The following is a 20,780-nucleotide window of genomic DNA, read 5'->3' on the forward strand; positions in this document are numbered from 1 at the left end:
CGTGGTCGGTCAGACCGTCGGCAACGGCGCGGTCATCTGCGAGCTCAAGGACTGACCGACGGACCGACGCCCGGGCGCAGCGCGCCGCTGAGCGCGAGCAGGGTGGCGTCGACGACGCGGTAGTAGGCCCACCGGCCGCGCTGCTCGCGGGTGACCAGCCCCGCGTCGACGAGCTGCCTCATGTGGTGCGACACCGTCGGCTGGGACAGGCCGACCGGCTCGATCAGGTCGCACACACAGGCCTCCTGGCCGGGTTGGGCCGCGATCATCGAGAGCAGGCGCACCCGCGTCGGATCGCCGAGCGCCTTGAACTGGCGCGCCAGCAGCTCGGCCTCGCCGGGCTCGAGCACGCCGTCGGTGAGCGGCGGGCAACACACACCGGACACGTCTGCCGTCACGTCGGCCAGGGGCAGGGAGGTCGCCATGCGTCGATTCTGCCACATGTATTGACAAACATCGATACATCGATCATTCTCGATTCATCGAAGTTCATCTATACGAAGGAGAACGGTCCATGTCCACCACCGAGGAGCTGCGCGAGCAGGTCCGAGCCCGCTACGCCCAGGCCGCCACCGCCGTCCGTGACGGCGCGACCAACATCGAGGTCAACGACAAGCTCCAGGACCAGCTGCAGGTCGCCGACGGCGACGGCTGCGGAGACTCCTGCTGCGGAGGGACGAGCGGCACGGTCGACGACAGCTTCGGTGCCGCGCTCTACGACGCCGAGCAGCAGGGCGACGTCCCCGCAGAGGCCCTCGCGGCCAGCCTGGGCTGTGGCAACCCGACCGCCGTGGCGGCGCTGCGACCGGGCGAGCGGGTCCTCGACCTCGGCTCGGGCGGCGGCATCGACGTGCTGCTCTCGGCCCGCCGGGTCGGCGAGACCGGCTTCGCGTACGGCGTCGACATGACCGACGAGATGCTCGAGCTCGCACGGGCCAACGCGACCAAGGCCGGCGCGACCAACGTGGAGTTCCTCAAGGGCACCATCGAGGACGTCCCGCTCCCCGACGCGTCGGTCGACGTGGTGATCTCCAACTGCGTGATCAACCTGTCCGTCGACAAGCCGAAGGTGCTCGCGGAGATGTTCCGGGTGCTGACCCCGGGCGGACGGCTCGGGATCTCCGACGTCGTCGCCGAGGACCGGCTGAGCCCCGCTGACCGTGCCGAGCGCGGCACCTACGTCGGCTGCATCGCCGGGGCGCTCTCGCGGAGCGAGTACCTCGACGGGTTGGCCGCCGTGGGGTTCGTCGACGCCGAGGTCGAGTTCACCCACGAGGCCGCCGAGGGCATGCACGGCGCGATCGTGCGGGCCACCAAGCCGCTTCCTCCTGCGTGAGGGCCTGATGGGGGTCCGCGCGACCGACCGCTAGTTTCGGTGGCATGACCGAGCAGATCCAGCCGCGGCTGCGCGAGCCGAGCCAGCGGGTCAGCCCACGGGCCCGGCTGATGTGGGGGCTCGGGGCCGCGCTCGAGGCCGGCGCGCTGCTGGTCGTGCTGGTGGTCGTCGGGCCAGCGGGCGGCTGGCTCCCGCTGCCGTGGTGGGCACTGGTGCCGGTCGCGCTCGGGGCCGTGGCGTACGCGGTGGTCGTGCCCCAGTGGCGCTACCGGGTGCACCGCTGGGAGGTCACCGGGACCGCCGTCTACATCCAGACCGGCTGGTGGGCCCGGGAGCGGCGGATCGCCCCGATGTCCCGTATCCAGACCGTCGAGCACGCCGAGGGCGCGATCGCCCGGCTCTTCGGGCTCGCGACGGTCACGGTCACCACCGCCTCGGCCGCCGGCGCGCTCGAGATCGACGGCCTCGAGCGCGACCGGGCGCTGGCGCTCGTCGACGAGCTGACGCTGATGGCCGACAGCGTCCCTGGCGACGCCACGTGAGCGACGACCTCGGCCAGGGCTGGCAGCGGCCGGATCCCCGGATGCTGCTGGTCTACCCGGTCAAGGAGCTGGGCCGCTTCCTGCCCGTGGTGATCGGCGTCCTCGTCGCCGGCACGGCCTCCGGCGGCCCGGGCACCTGGTTGCAGCTGCTCGGCATCGGGGTGCCGATCGCGCTCGGCGTGCTGCGCTACCTGACCACGTCCTACCGGATCGCGCAGGGACGGGTCGAGCTGCGCCGCGGCCTGCTGAACCGGCACGTGCTCTCCACCCCCCTCGACCGGGTGCGGACCGTCGACGTCACGGCGCCGCCGGTGCACCGGCTGCTGGGGCTGACCTCGGTGCGGATCGGCACCGGGACCGCGTCCTCGGACGAGGACGACCACCTCGACCTCGACGGGCTGCCGGCCGAGCGCGCCCGCCGGCTGCGTGCTGACCTGCTCACCGCAGGCACCGACTCGGAGGAGCAGGCCGCCACGGCGGTGCTCGACCTCGACCCGGCATGGGTCCGATACGCGCCGCTCACCAGCTCCGGACTCGTGCTCGCCGCCGGTGTGCTCGGCCTGACCAGCCAGGTCGTCGACAGCCTCGGCGGCCTCCGGGTCGACGCCAGGAACCTGCACGACGGGGCCGGCGCCTGGTCGCTCTGGGTCGCCGTACCCCTCGGCCTGCTCGGCCTGGTCGTCATGGTGGCGCTGCTGTCGATCGGGGGGTACGTCGTCACGAACTGGGGCTTCCGGCTGACCCACACCGGGCCGGGTCGCGGCGGGGCGTGGCAGCTGCGCCGCGGGCTGCTCACCACCCGCGAGACCACGATCGACGACGAGCGGCTGCGCGGCGTGGTCGTCGGCGAGCCGATCGGGCTGCGGCTGGCCGGCGCGGCCCGCGCCTCCGCGATCGTCACCGGACTGGACCGCCGCGAGTCGGGTTCCGCAGTACTGGTGCCGCCGGCACCGCGGGCCGTGGTCGAGCGGGTCGCCGGCGAGGTGCTGCGCACCGCCGCCCCGCTGACCGCGCCGCTCACCCGGCACGGTCCGCGCGCCCGGAACCGGCGCTTCACCCGCGCCCTCGGCCCCGCGCTGCTGATCGCGACGGCCGCCCTCGTGCTGACCGCGCTCGCGGACCTGCCGCTCTGGGTGCCGGTGCTGGCGGCGGTCGGGCTGCCGGTCGCGGTGCTGCTCGCCGTCGACCGGGCCGCTGCGCTGGGGCACGCGCTGGTCGAGGACCACTTCGTGGTGCGCTCGGGCAGCCTGGTCCGACGCCGCGAGGCGCTCGAGGTGGACGCGGTGATCGGCTGGAACCTGCGAGCCACGTGGTTCCAGCGCCGCGCCGACCTGACCTCGCTGGTCGCGACGACCGCCGGCGGGCGGCAGGCCGTCAGCGCCCTCGACGTCCCCGAGGACGCCGCCGTCGCGGTGGCGCTCGCGGCGACGCCCGACCTGCTCGCCCCGTTCCTCGCCGGACCGCCGGACTGAGCCCGCGGCCGTCTCGCCGAGCGCGCTGCCGTCGAGCGGACGGCCCCCGGCTTATACGGTGTCCGCATGTTCTCGAAGGTGCTCGTCGCCAACCGCGGCGAGATCGCGATCCGGGCGTTCCGCGCCGCGTACGAGCTCGGCGCGCGCACGGTCGCCGTCTTCCCGTACGAGGACCGCTGGTCCGAGCACCGGCTGAAGGCGGACGAGGCCTACGAGATCGGCGAGCGCGGCCACCCCGTGCGTGCCTACCTCGACCCGGAGGGGATCGTCGCGGTCGCGGTCCGGGCCGGCGCCGACGCCGTCTACCCCGGCTACGGCTTCCTCTCGGAGAACCCCGCCCTCGCCGAGGCGTGCGCGAACGCCGGCATCACCTTCATCGGCCCGACCGCCGAGGTGCTCACGCTGACCGGCAACAAGGCGCGCGCGATCGCGGCGGCGAAGGCCGCCGGCGTTCCGACCCTGTCCAGCGTCGAGCCGTCCACCGACGTCGACGCGCTGGTGCGGTCCGCCTCGGAGCTGCCGTACCCGCTGTTCGTCAAGGCCGTCGCGGGCGGCGGCGGCCGCGGCATGCGGCGGGTGGACGATCCGGCCCAGCTGCGCGAGGCGGTCGAGACGTGCATGCGCGAGGCCGAGGGCGCGTTCGGCGATCCGACGGTCTTCATCGAGCAGGCGGTCGTCGACCCGCGCCACATCGAGGTGCAGATCCTCGCGGACGGCGAGGGCCGGGTGATGCACCTCTTCGAGCGCGACTGCTCGGTGCAGCGGCGCCACCAGAAGGTCATCGAGATCGCGCCGGCGCCCAACCTCGACCCGGACCTGCGGGACCGGATCTGCGCCGACGCGGTGCGCTTCGCCCAGGAGATCGGCTACCGCAACGCGGGGACCGTCGAGTTCCTGCTCGACCCCCAGGGCGACTACGTCTTCATCGAGATGAACCCGCGCATCCAGGTCGAGCACACGGTGACCGAGGAGGTCACCGACGTCGACCTCGTGCAGTCCCAGCTGCGGATCGCCTCCGGCGAGACACTGGCGGACCTGGGGCTCTCGCAGGAGGCCGTGACGCTGCGCGGCGCGGCGCTCCAGTGCCGGATCACCACCGAGGACCCCGCCAACAACTTCCGCCCCGACACCGGGGTGATCACCACCTACCGCTCCCCCGGTGGCGGGGGCGTCCGCCTCGACGGCGGCACCGTCTACACCGGCGCCGAGGTCTCCGCCCACTTCGACTCGATGCTCGCCAAGCTCACCTGTCGGGGCCGCACGTTCGACAAGGCGGTCGAGAAGGCGCGCCGGGCGGTCGCCGAGTTCCGCATCCGCGGCGTCTCGACGAACATCCCCTTCCTCCAGGCGGTGCTGGCCGACCCGGACTTCTCGTCGGGTCACGTCACCACGTCGTTCATCGAGACCCACCCGCAGCTGCTGCAGGCGCGCGGCTCGGGCGACCGCGGCAGCAAGCTGTTGCACTACCTCGCCGACGTGACGGTGAACCAGCCGCACGGCGCCGCGCCGGTGAGCATCGACCCGGTCACCAAGCTGCCCGACGTCAACCTCGAGGTCCCGGCCCCGGACGGCACCCGGCAGCTGCTCCTCGACGTCGGCCCCGAGGAGTTCGCGCGCCGGCTGCGCGCCCAGAACGGGGTCGCGGTCACCGACACCACGTTCCGCGACGCCCACCAGAGCCTGCTCGCCACCCGGGTCCGCACCCGCGACCTGCTCGCGGTCGCCGGCCACGTCGCGCGCACCACCCCGCAGCTGTGGTCACTCGAGGCGTGGGGCGGTGCGACGTACGACGTCGCTCTGCGGTTCCTCGCCGAGGACCCGTGGGAGCGGCTGGCCGCGCTGCGCCAGGCGGTCCCGAACATCTGCCTCCAGATGCTGCTGCGCGGCCGCAACACGGTGGGCTACACGCCGTACCCCGCCGACGTCACCCAGGCCTTCGTCGAGGAGGCGGCGGCCACCGGCATCGATGTGTTCCGCATCTTCGACGCGCTCAACGACGTCGAGCAGATGCGGCCGGCGATCGAGGCGGTGCGGTCGACCGGCACGGCCGTCGCCGAGGTCGCGCTGTGCTACACCGGCGACCTGTCCGATCCCGACGAGACGCTCTACACGCTCGACTACTACCTCGAGCTCGCCGGCCGGATCGTCGACGCCGGCGCACACGTGCTGGCGATCAAGGACATGGCCGGGCTGCTGCGGGTGCCGGCCGCACGCACCCTGGTGAGCGCGCTGCGCGACCGCTTCGACCTGCCGGTGCATCTGCACACGCACGACACCCCGGGCGGCCAGCTCGCCACGCTGCTCGCGGCGATCGACGCCGGGGTGGACGCCGTCGACGCCGCGACCGCCTCGATGGCGGGCACCACCTCCCAGCCGCCGCTCTCGGCGCTGGTCTCGGCGACCGACCACGGGCCGCGGGAGACCGGCCTGTCGCTCGGAGCGGTCTGCGCGCTCGAGCCGTACTGGGAGGCGACCCGTCGCGTCTACGCGCCGTTCGAGTCCGGCCTGCCGTCCCCGACCGGGCGCGTCTACCGCCACGAGATCCCCGGCGGCCAGCTCTCCAACCTGCGCCAGCAGGCGATCGCGCTCGGGCTCGGGGAGAAGTTCGAGCAGATCGAGGACATGTACGCCGCGGCCAACGACATCCTCGGCAACGTCGTCAAGGTGACGCCGTCCTCGAAGGTCGTCGGCGACCTGGCGCTGCACCTGGTCGCGGTCGGTGCCGACCCGGCGGAGTTCGCCGAGGAGCCCGGCAGGTTCGACATCCCGGACTCGGTGATCGGCTTCCTCCACGGCGAGCTCGGCGACCCGCCCGGCGGCTGGCCCGAGCCGTTCCGCACCAAGGCGCTCGCCGGCCGCACCCACAAGCCGCCGGTCGAGGAGCTCACCGACGAGCAGCGCGAAGGCCTCGCCGGGAGCAGCACGACCCGTCGCCGTACCCTCAACGAGCTGCTGTTCCCCGGCCCGACCAAGGAGTTCACCGAGTCGCGGCTCCGGTACGGCGACACCTCGGTGCTGCCGACCCTGGACTACCTCTACGGGATGCGGCGCGGCGAGGAGCACGCGGTCGAGATCGAGGAGGGCAAGACCCTCATCCTCGGCGTGCAGGCGATCACCGAGCCCGACGAGCGCGGCTTCCGGACCGTGATGTCCACGATCAACGGCCAGCTCCGCCCGGTCAGCGTCCGGGACCGGAGCGTGGCCGCCAAGGTCGCCGCCGCCGAGAAGGCCGACACCTCCCAGCCGGGGCACGTCGCGGCGCCGTTCCAGGGCGTGGTGACGATCGTGGTCGAGGAGGGCCAGCAGGTCGCCGCCGGCGACACCGTGGCCACCATCGAGGCGATGAAGATGGAGGCCGCCATCACGGCGCCGGTCGCCGGCACCGTCGGGCGGCTGGCGCTGTCCGGCACCCAGGCCGTCGAGGGCGGCGACCTGGTGCTGGTGCTGTCCTGAGCCACCCGCCCGACCGGCTCAGCACGCCGCTCGTCGCGGGGGTCGTCACCGCGGTCGTCGGCTTCAGCAGCTCGTTCGTGGTCGTCCTCACCGGGCTGGTCGCGCTCGGCGCGACGGCGGCCGAGGCCGCGTCCGGCCTGCTCACGCTGTGCGTGACGCAGGCGCTCGGCATGCTCTGGCTCGCGGTCCGGCACCGCACTCCGATCACGCTGGCGTGGTCGACCCCGGGCGCGGCCCTGCTGCTGTCCACCGGCGCGGTCGCGGGCGGTTGGGCGGCCGCGGTCGGGGCGTTCGTGGTGACCGGCGTCCTGATCGTGCTCACCGGTCTGGTGCCGGCCCTTGGCGAGCTGATCGCCCGGATCCCCACGTCGCTGGCGCGCGCGATGCTCGCCGGCGTGCTGCTGCCGATCTGCCTCGAGCCCGTGACAGGCCTGGCCGACTCACCGTCGTACGTCGGTCCGGTCGTGCTCGCCTGGCTGGTCATGCACCGCGTCTCCCGCCGGTGGGCGGTGCCGGTCGCGCTCGCGGTCGCCCTGGTGGTGGTGCTCGTCGCGGCCGGCTCCTCGGTCTCGGCCTCGGACCTGGTCCCCTCGCTCACCTGGACCACGCCGCGCTGGACGCTGTCGGGCGCGATGAGCATCGCCGTGCCGCTCTACATCGTCACGATGGCCTCGCAGAACGTCCCGGGCGTCGCGGTCACGTCGAGCTTCGGCTACCAGGTGCCGTGGCGCGAGACGATGACGGTCACCGGCATCGGCACCCTGGCCGGCGCGCCCTTCGGCGGCCACGCGATCAACCTCGCCGCGATCACGGCGGCGCTCGCGGCGGGGCCCGCGGCCGGGGCGGACCGCTCCCGCCGCTGGATCGCCTGCGTCAGCGCGTCGGGCACCTATCTGGTGCTCGCGCTCGGCTGCGGCGCGCTGACCACCCTGGTCGCCGCCGCCCCCGGCGACGTCATGCAGGCCGCCGCCGGCCTCGCGCTGCTCGGCACGCTCGGCGCCGCGCTGGTCGGCGCGCTCGACGACAAGGCCGGCCGCGAGGCCGTCGTCGTGTGCTTCCTCGTCGCCGCCTCCGGCATCACCGTGCTCGGCATCGGCGCGGCCTTCTGGGCGCTGGTGGCCGGGCTGGTGCTCCGCCCGGTCCTCGCGACTGGGCGACGTTGACACTCGAGCGCCACCCTGGACGGCCGCGGCCGACTCCAAGCGGCGCTGCACGCAGCGCCTGGCGGCCGCTGGCCCTCGACCGTCGTTCGACCGGCCGACAGCCTGGACCGACAGCATCGGTTGACGCTGCTCTTCGACGTGTTTTTCGCATGTTCGCAGGCACGTGCGTCACTCACGGGTACGGACGGCTCGCCTCCGGCGATCTTCAGCCACGGATCGCCCACCGAGCTCGTCGCGCCAGTCAGTCCGCTTCCTTGTCCAGGGCAGCGGACACCCGCCGGTGGGCCTCCCAGATCTCGTCGGGCAGGCCGTCGAACTGGTCGAGGTGCTTGGTGCGGTGTCCGATCTCCTGCTTCCAGCGCGCGACGTCGATGGTGAGCACCGCATCCAGGTCGGCGAGGGTCTGCTCGTCGAGGCCGTCGAGGTTCAGCTCATCACGGGTCGGCAGGATGCCGACGGGAGTCTCGACGCCGGCGACCTCGCCGTTCTTGAGCTGCATCAGCCAGACGAGCGGGCGCAGGTTCTCCCGGTAGCCTGGCCACAGGAACCGGCCGTCGCCGCCGCGCTGGAACCAGTTCACGTGGGCGAAGATAGGCTGGTTCCGCGCCGCGCCGATGACGTCTAGCCAGTGCTGGGCGTAGTCCGCCTCCGGGTAGGACATGAACGGGCGCATCGACATCGGGTCGTAGCGCAGCACGCCCTCGAGACCGTCGGCGGCCGCCGTTGCCTCGGCTCCGAGCGTGAGGCCGTCGTAGACGCCCTCGGCGACGTCGGTGATCGCCCGGATCAGCGGCTCACGGTCCCGGGTCCGGCCGCCGAAGATGATGCCGTGGATCTCGACGCCCCTCGGGTCGTCCCAGTCGCTCGCGACGTTGGGGACGTTGCCGAGCTGGGTGGTGAACCGGGAGTTCGGGTGCGCCCAGGGGTCGTCGGCCTGGTCGTGGGCGCGGTCGGCGATCCGCTCGCCCTTCCAGTCCCGCCAGCCCCCGAAGTCGGGATCGGCATCAGTCGGCTTCTCGCCGCGGCCCTCCCACCAGACCTCCTGAGTCTTCTCGTTGTAGGCGACGTTGGTGAAGATCGCGCCGGTGCCCGGGCGGATCGAGTCGATCGCGGTCGGGTTGGTCTTCTCGTTGGTGTCCTTCGCGACGCCGAAGACCCCGTTCTCCGGATTGAAGCCGCGGAGCACGCCGTCCTCGTCGACCCAGATCCAGGCGATGTCGTCGCCGTAGAACTCGACGTAGTAGCGGTCGCCCAGGGCGTCCGGCGCCAGCGTCATCGCGAGGTTCGTCTTGCCCGATGCGGACGGGAAGCCGCCGCAGATGTTGTACTTCCGGCCGGTCTGCTTGTCCGTGATGCCGAGGAGCATGAACTGCTCCACGAGGAACCCGTTCTTCCAGCCGTCGTAGGAACCCTGGCGCAGGCCGTGGGCGATCTTGCCGAGGAGCGCGTTGCCGCCGTACGACGAGCCGAAGTGCAGGATCGTGCGCTCGTCGGCGACGGTCACGAAGTAGCGGCGGTCCTCTGCGGTCCCCTGGCCGAGGTTCTCCAGGTCCCCGGTGACGTGCACTGCCCGGACGAAGTCGTTGCCCAGGTCGTCGACGCCCTCCAGGCCCACCCGGGCCATGCGGATCATCTGCAGGACCACGTTGCGGTTGTCGGTGAGCTGGACGCCCGCGGCGAATCGGTCGAGCGGCGATCCTGCAGGCGCCATCAGGTAGGGGATCACGTACATGGTCTTGCCGGCCGACGCGCCGGTCATCAGCTCGACCAGCTTCGCCTTCATCTCCGGGGCGGGCTTCCAGTTGTTGTAGGTGCCCTTGTCGCCCTCGTCGGAGGTCGCCACGATCGTCCGCTCCTCGGCGCGCGCGGTGTCCTTGAAGTAGGAGCGCGAGTAGTACCGGCCCTTACCGGCCGGGAGCAGCTCGCCGTCCGCGAGCGACTCGGCGATCAGCCGGGCGTCGTCGGCCGCGGACACGACCTCGATCCTCGCGGCGCCGGTCACCGCCGCCCAGTGTGCGACGTACTCACGGACGTGTGGGTTCGTCAGACCCACCGCGTCCAGCACCTTCTCGACCTCGACCTCGACCATCGTGCCTGCCTTCCGGTTGGGTTTCGCGCGGCTTCGCGGAGGCTACAGGATTGAAGACCTCTTCAACTCATGTACCCTTCACTTTGAGATACCGGGGAACCGACGAGGGGATGACTGCGACGTGAGCGTGCCGCTCTATCAGGCGAAGGCAGAGCTCTTCAAGACGCTCGGCCACCCGGCACGGATCCGGATCCTGGAGCTGCTCTCCGAGAGCGACCACGCGGTGCACGAACTGCTCGAGCAGATCGTGATCGAGCCGAGCAACCTGTCCCAGCAGCTCGCGGTGCTCCGCCACACCGGCCTGGTCGTCCAGCGGCGTGAGGGCGGGCAGGTCGTCTACTCGATCAGTGTCCCGGAGACCAGCGACCTGCTCTTGGCCGCCCGGCGCATCTTGCGACTGCTCCCGGTGCAGGTCGGGCTACGGGCCGAGCTCGAGAGTGGCGAATCCAGATGAGCCTCACCCGCCTGGTCGGGCTGATCCGCCGGAGTGGGCGGATCGCCGAGCCGGCGCCGGCGATCCCCGACGGCCACCCCGGGCGTCCGACCGCGCTGGCCGGCAGCGTGCAGATCCGGCACGTCGACGCCGGGTCGTGCAACGGCTGCGAGATCGAGGTCGGGGGGGCCTTCGGTCCGGTCTACGACGCGGAGCGGTACGGCGCGCGCCTGGTCGCCTCGCCGCGGCATGCCGACGTGGTCCTGGTGACCGGCGTGGTGACCCACAACATGCTCGAGCCGCTGCGGCGTACCGTCGAGGCCACGCCGCGGCCGCGCCTCGTGCTGGCCGTGGGTGATTGCGCGCGCAATTGCGGCGCCTTCAAGGGCGGCTACGGCGTCGCCGGCGCCGTCCACGACGTGGTCGACGTCGACCTCGAGGTCCCGGGCTGCCCGCCCGAGCCGTCCGCCATCGTCGAGGCGCTGCGCCGGGTGACCGGACGGTGACCCTGCGGGTGGGCCGACGGTGACCGGTGTCGAGCTGGGCATGACCGCGCAGGTCGTGCTCGCAGCCGCGGCCGTCGCTGCCGCGGTGCTGGTGCCGCCCCGGCTGCGCAACGTCGTGGCGGGAACATTCGCCGCCGCCGTCGGCGCGTCCGGCGTGGTGACCGGCGCCGCCGCGCTCACGGACCACTCCGGCTCGCTCGAGCTGTCGACGGCCCTCCCCCTCACGGGCGTCGCCCTCGACCCCACGCCGCTCGGCGGCTTCGTGATGCTGGTCGCGGGAGCGGTCGGCGCCGTGGCCGCCGTCTTCGCGATCGGCTATGCGCACGGACCGGCCGCCTCGCGCACCTCCTGGGTGGCGCTTCCCGCGTTCCTGGTCTCGATGCAGCTGGTGCCCGCGGCCGCGGACGCCGTCTCGTTCCTGCTGATGTGGGAGCTGATGGCGCTCGCCTCGACGGTGCTGGTGCTCACCGAGCACCGGGATCGAGAGGAGGTGCGGTCCGCGGCACTCTGGTACGCCGCGATGACCCACCTGAGCTTCGGGCTGCTGCTGCTGGGCTTCACCGTGCTCGCGGCGGAGGGCGGCGGCACCGGCTTCGACGCGATGAGCGCCGTCGACCCCAAGTCCCTCCAGGCGTCGATCGCCTTCGTGCTGCTGATCGCAGGGTTCGCGACCAAGGCGGGCGCGGTCCCGTTCCACGTCTGGTTGCCCCGGGCCCACCCGGCCGCGCCGAGCCACGTCTCCGCGGTGATGAGCGCGGCGATGGTCAAGATGGGGGTGTACGGCGCACTGCTGGTCGCGTTCCGCCTGCTGCCGGACGGCCCCGCCTGGTGGGGGTTCGTCGTGGTGGCACTCGGCGCGGTGTCCGCGACGTACGGCATTCTCCAGGCCTCGGTCACCAGCGACCTCAAGCGCCTGCTCGCGTACTCCACAACCGAGAACATCGGGCTGATGTTCCTCGCGCTCGGGACGGCGATGCTCCTGCGCTCCCACGACGTCTCGGCCCCGGCGGACGCGGCGCTCGTCGCCTGCCTGCTGCTGCTCACCAGTCACGCCGCCTTCAAGACCGCACTGTTCCTCGGCGCGGGGGCCGTGCTGCACGCCACCGGTGAGCGGGACCTGGACCGGATGGGGGGTCTCGCAGCACGGATGCCGGTCACCCACGTGGCGTTCGCCCTCGGCGCCCTGGGCGCGGCGGCGCTCCCGCTGAGCGTGGGCTTCGTGGCCGAGTGGACGCTGCTCCAGTCGCTGATCCACGGCGCCCGTCCGGACGATCGACTGGTCGCGGCGATGATGCCGATCTCGGTCGCCGTCGTCGCCCTCACGGCAGGGCTGGCGCTGCTCACGTTCGTCAAGGCCTACGGGATCGCCTTCCTGGCCCGGCCCCGCTCGTCCGGTGCTGCCGGGGCCAGGGAGGCGACGCCCGGCATGCGTGCGGCGATGCTCGTGGCCGCGGTCGCCGTCATCGGCCTCGGCCTGGTTCCCGGCCCGCTCGCCGACCTCGCCGGGCGCGCCGCCGGTGTCGCCGATCCTGGGTCGGGGGCGGCCGTCGACCTGCCCGGGATCGCGGGCGGCGTGCTCGATCCCGTCGCCGTGACCGTCGTGGCGGCGCTGCTCGCGGCGCCGGTCGGCGTGGTCACGCTCGCCGCGGCACGGCGCCGCCGGCGGCGCCGGGTGGACCTCGCCTGGGGGTGCGGGGGCGCGCGGATCAGCCCGCGGATGCAGTACACCGCGACGTCGTACGCCGAACCCCTGGCGCGGGTCTTCGACGACGCCGTCCGGCCGGAGCGCGACGTGGTGGTCACCCACTACAGCGAGTCTCGCTACCTGGTCGAGCGCGTGCAGTTCCGCCAGCGGCTCGACGAGGTCGTCGAGACACGGCTCTACCAGCCGGTGCTGCGCGCCGGCGACCGCGTCGGGGCGGCGGCGCGCCGGCTGCAGAACGGCAGCATCCATCGCTACCTGGGCTACTCCTTCGTCGCCCTGGTCGCCGTGCTCGTGGTGGTCGCGCTGTGAGCGCCGGCGCGGCCGTGGTGACGGTCGGCCAGGCGGCGGTCCTGGTGGCGCTGTCCCCGCTGCTGGTGGGCGTGATGCGGCAGGTGCGGGCCCGCCTCGAGGGGCGCGCCGGTGCGGGGGTGCTGCAGCCGTGGCGCGACCTGCGCAAGCTGCTGGGCAAGGAGCCGTTGACGGCCGACGGCGTGAGCTGGATCTCGGTGGCCGGTCCGCTGGTGCTGGTCGCGTCCAGCCTGCTGCTGTGTGCGCTGACGCCCGTGCTCGGGACGGCGACGCTCGACCGGGTGCCCAACGACCTGTTCGTCGTGGTCGCCGCGCTGCTGATCGGGACCGTCGCGCTCGCACTGGTGGGCCTCGACGCCGGGACGGCCTTCGGTGGCATGGGGTCCAGCCGACACATGACGATCGCGGCCCTGGTGGAGCCGACCGTGCTGGTCTCGGTGTACGCGCTGTCGATCCCGGTCGGGTCGTCGGTGTTGTCCCAGATCGTCGAGGCCCGCCTCGACCATCCGGCGACCATCTGGTCGCCGGTCAGTCTGCTGGCGTTGCTGGGGCTCGCGATCGCGATCGTGGCCGAGACCGCGCGGCTGCCGATCGACAACCCCTCCACCCACCTCGAGGTGACGATGGTCCACGAGGCGATGGTCCTGGAGAGCTCGGGTCGCGACCTGGCCTGGCTCGAGCTCGGGTCGTGGCTGCGCCTGGGTGCCCTGCTCGGGCTGCTCGCCACCCTCCTGGCGCCATGGGGGGTCGCGACCGAGGTCACGGCACTCGGCCTGGCCGTGGCCGTCGGTGCGCTGGCCCTCAAGCTCGCGCTGATCGGTTCGTTGCTGGCGACCGTCGAGGTGTTCCTGGCCAAGGTACGACTGTTCCGGGTGCCCGAGCTGCTCGCCGGCTCCTTCGTACTCGCCTTTCTCGCGGTCACCGCGTCCTACCTGGTGGCGAGCTGATGGCCTCGGAGACGTTCGCGCAGCTGGTCGGTCTCAGCACCGGAGTCCTGCTGCTGTCCGGGGTCCTCCTCGTCTGGAGGCGCTCCCTGCACGCCCAGGTCGCGCTGCTGGCCACGCAAGGGGTCGCGCTCGCAGTCCTGGTCCTCGTGCTCGGCCTCCACGAGTCGGACGCCGAGCTGCTGGCCGTAGCCGCGCTGGTGCTCGTCCTCAAGGCCGTCGTGCTCCCGCTCATCCTGGTCCGCACCGTCGCCCGGCTCGGTGTCGGCGTCCGCGAGGAGACGCCGGTCATCAACACCACGGCATCCCTCATCGCGCTGTCGATGCTCACCATGCTGGCCTACCTCGTGAGCCGGCCGCTGCTGACGCTGGGCGACGGGCCGACGACGACCGCGGTGCCGGTCGGCATCGCCCTCGTGCTCTACGGGATGCTGCTGCTCGCGACCCGGCGGCACGCGGTCTCCCAGCTGCTCGGCTTCCTCGTGCTCGACAACGGCATCGCCACCGTCGCCTTCCTCATCGCGGGGGGCGTGCCGCTGGTCGTCGAGCTCGGCGTGTCGTTGGACGTGCTTCTGGTGGTGCTGATCCTGCAGGTGTTGACCAGCCGCATCCGCACCGAGTTCGGCGAGGCCGATCTCGACGACCTCTCGGAGCTGCGCGACTGATGGCCACCCTCGTCCTGCTCCCCCTGGCTGCCTGCACGGTGCTGGCCATCGCCACCGCGATCCTGCGGAACCGGTTCCTCAGCCGGTACGTCGTCGTCATCGCTGCCGTCGTCGTGCTCGGCTCGGGCCTGGCCCTGGTGGGGGTGGCGCTCGACGACCACACACCGACGGCGCTCGACGGCCTGCTCCGTGTCGACGCCCTCTCGGCGTTCATGCTCACCGTCATCGGCTCGGTGGGCCTCACTGCGGCCTGGGGAGCGCTCGACCCGCTCCGGCCACGGGACCACGTCTACTCGGTGCTCGCCCTGCTGTTCCTGGGCGCGATGTCGCTCGCGGTGCTCGCCGACAACCTCGGGGTGCTCTGGATCGCCGTCGAGGCGACCACCATCGCGACCGCGTTCATGGTCGGTCACCACCGCACCCGCCGCGCGATCGAGGCCGCGTGGAAGTACGTCGTCCTCGGCTCGGTCGGCGTCGCGATCGCGTTCCTCGGCATCGTGCTGCTCTACGCCGCGACCCGGTCCGCCGGCCAGCCGACCCTGTCCTGGAGCGTGCTCGCGACCACCCACCCCGACCTGGACCCGTCGGTGGTCCGGGTCGCGGCCGCGCTGGCCATCCTCGGCTTCGCCACCAAGGCGGGCCTGGCGCCGATGCACAGCTGGCTCCCGGACGCGCACAGTCAGGCACCCGCACCCGTGTCCGGGCTGATGTCGGGCGTGCTGCTCGCCGTCGCGTTCTACGCCATCCTCCGGGTGCAGGCCATCGCCACGCCGGTGATCGGCACCGGGTTGATGCGCGGACTTCTCGTGACCGCGGGCCTGCTGTCGCTCACCCTCGCCGCGCTCCTGGTGATCCGGCAGCGTGACCTCAAGCGGATGCTCGCCTACTCCAGCATCGAGCACATGGGGCTGCTCGCGCTGGCCGCCGCCGCCGGCGGCCGGCTGGCGATCGCGGGCGCCCTGCTGCACGTGCTCGGCCACGGGCTGGCCAAGTCGAGCACGTTCGTGGCCTCCGGCCGGATCCTCGCGGCGGAGGGCACGACGACGATGGCCGACATCCACGGGCTGGTCGCGCGCCGCCCCGGCGTCGCAGTCCCGTTCCTGGTCGGCGTGGTGGCGCTGCTCGGGTTGCCGCCCTTCAGCCTGTTCTTCTCCGAGGTGGCGATCGTGGTGGGCGGGGTGCAGCAGGGACTCGGGTGGGCGATGGCCGTCGCGGTACTGATGCTCCTGGTGATGTTCGTGGCGATGTCGCGCCACGTGGTGGCGATGCTCTTCGGCGGCGCTGCCGCCGCCACCGACCCGGACCGGGCGCCGTACGGCCCACGCCTCCCGCTCGTCCTCGCGCTGGCCGCGACCGGCGTCGTGGGCTTCGTCGCCGGGCCCTTCGCCACCCTGCTGGACCGGGCCGCGTCCGTGCTGGGGGGATCGTGAGCACGACGTACGACGTGAGCCACGCCGACCTGGCACCGACTCTCGGGGCCCGGCTGGCCGACGGCTTCCGGGTGGCGCTGGTCTCCGGCGCCGAGGACGACGACTGCTTCCGGGTCGTGTACGTGCTGGTGCGGGCGGGCGACCCGCCGGTCGAGCTGGCGCTCCGGGTGCCGAAGGACGAGCCGACGATCCCGTCGCTCGCCCGCCTCGACTACGGCACCGGCCGGTTCGAGCGCGAGCTGCGCGACCTCTACGGCATCACGCCGTCCGGACACCCGTTACCGCGCCGCCTGGTGCGGCACGGCCACTGGCCGCGTGGCTGGTACCCGATGCGCCGCGATGCTGGGCCGCCGCCGCCGTTCGATGCCGACGTCGGCGCCTTCCCGTTCCTCGAGGTCGAGGGCGAGGGCGTCTACGAGATTCCCGTGGGGCCGGTGCACGCGGGCATGATCGAGCCCGGTCACTTCCGGTTCTCAGTCGTCGGCGAGACCATCCTGCGGATGAAGGCCCGGCTGTGGTTCGTCCACCGCGGGGTCGAGAAGCTCTTCGAGGGCCGTCGGCCCGGGGACGCCGTCGAGCTCGCCGAGCGGATCAGTGGCGACACCGCCGTCGGCCACACGACCGCCTTCGCAACCGCCGTCGAGGACGCGCTCGGCATCGAGGTCACCGAGCGGGACCGGCTGGCCCGCGCCCTGCTGCTCGAGCTCGAACGCATGCACAACCACGTCGCCGACCTCGGCGCGCTCGCCAACGACGTCGGCTACGGGATCGTCAACGCCCACGCGCTGCGGATCCGAGAGTCGCTGCTGCGCCTGAACAAGGCGACGACGGGCCACCGGCTGCTCCGGGGCGGTGTCGGCATCGGCGCGACCCGGATCGCCGCGCTTCCCGACCCGGCCACCCTCGAGGCGGTGGCCGCCGAGGTCATCGAGCTCGCGGAGATCACGCTCGGCAACTCGATCGTGCGCGACCGGTTCACTGGGACCGCTGTCCTCGGCGCCGAGTCGGCCCGCGACCTGGGCACCCTCGGCTATGTGGCCCGGGCCTCCGGCATCGACCGCGATGCGCGCCGTGACCACCCCTTCGTCGACCTGGGCGACCGGTTCCAGGTCGTCGTCGAGACCGGGGGCGATGTGCTCGCGCGGTACCGGGTCCGGGTGCGCGAGATCGCCGTCTCCGCGGCGGTCGCCGGCGACCTCGTCCATCGCCTCAGCACCGGCACCGGCACCGGCACCGGCGTCGACAGCAACACCGCGGCCCCGGGTGGCGGGCACGGACTCGGCCTGGTGGAAGGCTGGCGAGGTGCCATCGCGCACCGGGTCGAGATGGACCCGTCCGGGCGGTTGAGCCGGGTGAAGATCGTCGACCCGTCGTTCTTCAACTGGCCCGCGCTCCCGGTCGCGCTCGCGGACACGATCGTCCCGGACTTCCCGCTCGCCAACAAGAGCTTCAACCAGTCCTACGCCGGCAACGACCTGTAGGGGCCATGCCGGTCAGGCATTCCTAGTGTCGCGAGTCGTCAATTCCTGAACAGCTTGGGAAGTCATGAGGCATGGCGAATCGTCCTGCCCCCTGCGCTGGTGTTGCGTGATGGTGATCGGGAGGGACTCGAAGGTTGGTTGCGGTCGCGGTCGGTGAGGGCTGGCCCGGTCAAACGGGCCCGGATCGTGCTACTGGCCGCTGACCGGGTGGCCAACCAGGACAAGCGAGTCCCGCCACTCTGGTGATCGCCGGCGCAACGGGCTTCCCCGACTTGGCCGGTAGCAGCATGAAATGCGGAGTTGACCGCGTGTCGGTTACCTACTGCTGGGAGCATCGAGCGCGCTCAGCAGCTCAACGATGTGCCACCGAACCATGCAGCAGTCCCCTGCGGGCTTGACCGCGTGTGTGTTACCTACTGCTTGCTCACCGGTCGAACATCCCGATCCGGTTCTCAGCGCCGAGCGCAGCTTGTGACCTGATCGTTCATCAGCCCCCCTTGCCGTCCTTCTGAGCTGCACCCCGATGGGAGTGCCTACCCGTCGTGGTCCGACATTGCTGGTCGAGAACCGACGTGAACGCCCGACGGCGACCGTACTTCCACCTCGATTGGGCGCTGATCGACGCTGCCTCAAACCGTCGCGTCAGTTGCGCGGCTCTGGACCGGCAAGGTCGGGAACGGCCATCCAATACGGCAGAGTCCAAGACTCGGATCCGCCTTCGCCAGCACAAGCCGCAACCGACAAACGCAGGCGTGTGCCAACCCGTCAACACCCAAAAGGGGGCGTGCAAGCTCGCCCTTTGCGGCTGTCACCGGATCGAGAAGCAGACCCAGCCGCACTCACCCCTCAGCCACGTGAAATCGCGAAGCTAGGTCGGATCTGCGTTGAGATACTGACGCCAGCGCGAGATGAGTTCGCGGCATGCAGCCGAGCTATCACTATCCGCAGGGAGGTAGATCGCGACCTTCAAGTGCGTGGGGCCGATGTCGGAATTCATCTCGCAGACGATGGCTTCCTGTCGATTGAGATCCTGGATCCATCGGGTCGAGTCCTCCTCGACTGGCACGTCCAGCCACTCGACGATCACGATAGGAACCTAAGCCGGCAGCCCTCAGCGGGCAAGACTCCGATCTGCGGGAGACAGCGCATCACTGACGTTCGATGCGGAGAAATGGGGCCCGGGGTCTCCAGCCCACGGACGCTGGTGACACCCGGGCCCCTTTCCGTCCTACTCGGCCGAGCAGGGCGGCGGGTCAGCCAGGCCGCTGCCGATTACCTCCGGCGTCGGTTCCCAGCTGACGGAGACGATCGAGTCGGGGGTGTTGATGGCCCACGGCGTCTGGCAGAGCTTCGGGTCTGCTTCCTTCCCCATGAGAGCGTTTGCAAGCAGACGCACGCTCATCGTGGCTTCCTGCGAGGGCGAGGCGCCGACGGTGACGACCAGCTTGCCTGCCTGAAGCATGGCATTGCCCTCCGGCGAACCGTTCTGTGAAGCCACCTTAACCTGTCCGACCTTGTCGCCCAGCGCCGCGACGGCCCCCACAGCCATGTCCTCGTTTCCAACCACCAGACCGGCGAGATCCGGGTGCTTGGTAATGATGTCCTGGGTGGCGTTGAACGCGACCTTTCGGTCGTAGTTGCCCGCGACCTCCTCGACGATCCGACTCGCGTCACCGAAGCCCGCGACAAACCCGTCATGGAACGCGACCACCTCACTGCGGCCGACCGTACCCGAGATAATTGCGATCGGGCCCTCCGGAACCTCCTTGGCGAAGGCTTCACCAAGCGCCTTGGCCTGGTTGTAGAAGTTGACCTGCACGAAACCGACCGCGTTGTCCTCGTTCTCCTCGGAGTACCCGTAGAGAACCGAGACCGGGATGTCGGCGTTGTTGGCCAGCCGAAGTTCAGCCTTGGCACTGGCGTCGCTGAGCGGGAACAGGATGATCCCGTCGACTTGGGAGGCGATCGCCGAGTTCACGTTCGCCAGCTCCTTGGTCGTGTCGAACGCGGAGTCGAAGACCTTCGACTCACCTCCGAGCTCCTCGATCGCAGCCTGCGATCCGGCGGTCGACTTGAGGTAGTACTCGGCCGCACCGGACTGGATGATCGCAATCGTCTTGCCGTCGAGCGGCTTGGCGGAGTTCGTGGCGGCGACCTGTCCTCCGTCGCTGGCGTCTGAACTTCCGCAGGCTGCTGCTGTCAGTGCGAGCAGCATTGCGGCCAGAACGGCGCCGATCCGCCTTTGGTTGCTACCAAACATCATTCTCTCCTTGTGTTGTGTTGGTCGGCACCGTCAGGTCTTTCGCTGCGCGAGCACAGCGATCACGATCACGAGGCCTTGGAGCACGAACTGCCAGCTGCTGGTGATCGACAGCAGATTTAGGGAATTACCAATCAGAGCCAGGAGAAGGACCCCGAGAAGAGTGCCGAGCACGTCACCGCGCCCCCCCGCCAGAGGCGTGCCGCCTACGGCCACCGCTGCGATGGCCGCGAGTTCCAACCCCCTGCCCATCTCTGGTTGAGCAGAGGCGAGCTGAGCGGTCATCAGGACGCCCCCGATGCCGACGAAAACACCGCTGATGGCATAGACGACGACCTTGACGGCATCGATGCGGATTCCGGACAGCCTGGCCGCGCTCTCGGACGACCCGATCGCGTACAGCCACCGGCCCAGAGCCGTGTACGTAAGAGTGAGGTGTGTGACGACCACGACAACCCCGAACACGAAGACCACGAGCGGGAGGCCAAGAGGGCGCCAGTCAATGATGCTGATGAACGACTCGGGGATGTCCGTGACGGGCGAGATCGAGACGAGCAAGGTGACCCCTTGCAGCAGCGTCAGAACACCGAGCGTGAGGACGAATGGGTGGTGCGACGACTTCGCCGCGAGAAAGCCAGTGGCGCCCCCGACCGCACTCGCCGTCATGATGGCCGCGATGACCGCGATCAACGGCGACCAGCCGTCAGCCATGAGCGTGGCAAGGAGCACGCCGGCGAGCGAGACCCCTGATCCGACGGAGAGATCGATTCCGCCCGAGACCATCAGGAGCGTGGTGCCCATCGCCAGGATGCCGATGATTGAGCACTGCACGAGGATGTTCTCGAAGTTGGCCCAGGAGAGGAACACCTCGGACTTGAATGCCGTGATGGCTGCGATCGTCCCGATGACGAGCAGGAGGGCGATCTTGGATCTGTGCTCGCTCAACCTCTGGGCCAGCTCAGCCCGCCTGGTCGTGATGGCATGGGTCATCC

Annotated in this window: 17 protein-coding genes; 12 read left to right on the plus strand and 5 right to left on the minus strand. The window is 71.2% G+C overall.

Annotated features, from left to right (window positions below):
* Positions 1-44 precede the first annotated feature (44 nt).
* A complete protein-coding gene (locus tag QMC84_RS17865) occupies positions 45-425 on the minus strand; it encodes a metalloregulator ArsR/SmtB family transcription factor (protein ID WP_300377042.1) in 381 nt (126 codons plus the stop codon).
* Between the two features lie 89 nt (positions 426-514).
* On the opposite strand from QMC84_RS17865, the gene arsM reads away from it, so the two are divergent.
* The 5 genes from arsM to QMC84_RS17890 all read left to right on the plus strand — a co-directional run bounded on the left by arsM (position 515) and on the right by QMC84_RS17890 (position 7,966).
* Positions 515-1,336 carry an arsenite methyltransferase gene (gene arsM / locus QMC84_RS17870; RefSeq protein ID WP_300377043.1) on the plus strand — a complete coding sequence of 274 codons (822 nt, stop codon included), beginning with the start codon at positions 515-517 and terminating at the stop codon, positions 1,334-1,336.
* Between the two features lie 44 nt (positions 1,337-1,380).
* Complete coding sequence (locus tag QMC84_RS17875) at positions 1,381-1,878, plus strand: PH domain-containing protein (RefSeq protein ID WP_300377045.1); 498 nt, start codon at positions 1,381-1,383, stop codon at positions 1,876-1,878.
* Positions 1,875-3,350, plus strand: coding sequence for a PH domain-containing protein (locus QMC84_RS17880; protein WP_300377047.1), 1,476 nt, complete (start codon positions 1,875-1,877; stop codon positions 3,348-3,350). Before QMC84_RS17875 ends, QMC84_RS17880 begins: the two co-directional genes overlap by 4 nt.
* 66 nt (positions 3,351-3,416) lie before the next feature.
* Positions 3,417-6,803, plus strand: a complete 3,387-nt coding sequence (locus QMC84_RS17885) for a pyruvate carboxylase (RefSeq protein WP_300377049.1) — start codon at positions 3,417-3,419, stop codon at positions 6,801-6,803.
* Positions 6,800-7,966, plus strand: a complete 1,167-nt coding sequence (locus tag QMC84_RS17890) for a benzoate/H(+) symporter BenE family transporter (RefSeq protein WP_300377286.1) — start codon at positions 6,800-6,802, stop codon at positions 7,964-7,966. Before QMC84_RS17885 ends, QMC84_RS17890 begins: the two co-directional genes overlap by 4 nt.
* 241 nt (positions 7,967-8,207) lie before the next feature.
* Here the strand turns inward: QMC84_RS17890 and QMC84_RS17895 are convergent, their stop codons facing one another.
* Positions 8,208-10,055, minus strand: a complete 1,848-nt coding sequence (locus tag QMC84_RS17895) for a phosphoenolpyruvate carboxykinase (GTP) (protein WP_300377051.1) — start codon at positions 10,053-10,055, stop codon at positions 8,208-8,210.
* Between the two features lie 121 nt (positions 10,056-10,176).
* Between QMC84_RS17895 and QMC84_RS17900 the strand changes: the two genes are divergently transcribed.
* From QMC84_RS17900 to QMC84_RS17930, 7 genes are read left to right on the plus strand one after another with little or no spacing between them, the layout of a single operon-like run.
* Complete coding sequence (locus tag QMC84_RS17900) at positions 10,177-10,509, plus strand: metalloregulator ArsR/SmtB family transcription factor (protein WP_300377052.1); 333 nt, start codon at positions 10,177-10,179, stop codon at positions 10,507-10,509.
* Entirely contained in the window at positions 10,506-10,994 is a 489-nt protein-coding gene (locus QMC84_RS17905; RefSeq protein WP_300377054.1) for an oxidoreductase, read from the plus strand. The genes QMC84_RS17900 and QMC84_RS17905 overlap by 4 nt, the downstream gene beginning before the upstream one ends.
* Before the next feature lie 40 nt (positions 10,995-11,034).
* The gene (locus QMC84_RS17910; RefSeq protein ID WP_300377056.1) at positions 11,035-13,008 is read left to right on the plus strand and encodes a proton-conducting transporter membrane subunit; all 1,974 of its coding nucleotides are present in this window, start codon (positions 11,035-11,037) and stop codon (positions 13,006-13,008) included.
* The gene (locus tag QMC84_RS17915; RefSeq protein WP_300377058.1) at positions 13,005-13,955 is read left to right on the plus strand and encodes an NADH-quinone oxidoreductase subunit H; all 951 of its coding nucleotides are present in this window, start codon (positions 13,005-13,007) and stop codon (positions 13,953-13,955) included. The genes QMC84_RS17910 and QMC84_RS17915 overlap by 4 nt, the downstream gene beginning before the upstream one ends.
* On the plus strand, positions 13,955-14,617 hold the full coding sequence (locus tag QMC84_RS17920; protein ID WP_300377060.1) for a hypothetical protein: 663 nt from the start codon (positions 13,955-13,957) through the stop codon (positions 14,615-14,617). The genes QMC84_RS17915 and QMC84_RS17920 overlap by 1 nt, the downstream gene beginning before the upstream one ends.
* Complete coding sequence (locus tag QMC84_RS17925; RefSeq protein WP_300377062.1) at positions 14,617-16,047, plus strand: proton-conducting transporter membrane subunit; 1,431 nt, start codon at positions 14,617-14,619, stop codon at positions 16,045-16,047. Before QMC84_RS17920 ends, QMC84_RS17925 begins: the two co-directional genes overlap by 1 nt.
* Positions 16,044-17,528 carry an NADH-quinone oxidoreductase subunit C gene (locus tag QMC84_RS17930; protein ID WP_300377064.1) on the plus strand — a complete coding sequence of 495 codons (1,485 nt, stop codon included), beginning with the start codon at positions 16,044-16,046 and terminating at the stop codon, positions 17,526-17,528. The genes QMC84_RS17925 and QMC84_RS17930 overlap by 4 nt, the downstream gene beginning before the upstream one ends.
* An 868-nt stretch (positions 17,529-18,396) precedes the next feature.
* Here QMC84_RS17930 and QMC84_RS17935 read toward each other — a convergent pair.
* From QMC84_RS17935 to QMC84_RS17945, 3 genes are all read right to left on the minus strand, one after another.
* Positions 18,397-18,615, minus strand: a complete 219-nt coding sequence (locus QMC84_RS17935; RefSeq protein ID WP_300377066.1) for a hypothetical protein — start codon at positions 18,613-18,615, stop codon at positions 18,397-18,399.
* Positions 18,616-18,756: 141 nt separating this feature from the next.
* Entirely contained in the window at positions 18,757-19,788 is a 1,032-nt protein-coding gene (locus tag QMC84_RS17940; RefSeq protein ID WP_300377068.1) for a sugar ABC transporter substrate-binding protein, read from the minus strand.
* A 33-nt stretch (positions 19,789-19,821) separates the two neighbouring features.
* Positions 19,822-20,778: a hypothetical protein gene (locus QMC84_RS17945; RefSeq protein WP_300377070.1), complete on the minus strand. Its 957-nt coding sequence runs from the start codon at positions 20,776-20,778 to the stop codon at positions 19,822-19,824.
* Positions 20,779-20,780: the final 2 nt, after the last annotated feature.

The organism is Nocardioides sp. (assembly GCF_030019515.1).
Taxonomy (GTDB): Bacteria; Actinomycetota; Actinomycetes; order Propionibacteriales; family Nocardioidaceae; genus Nocardioides.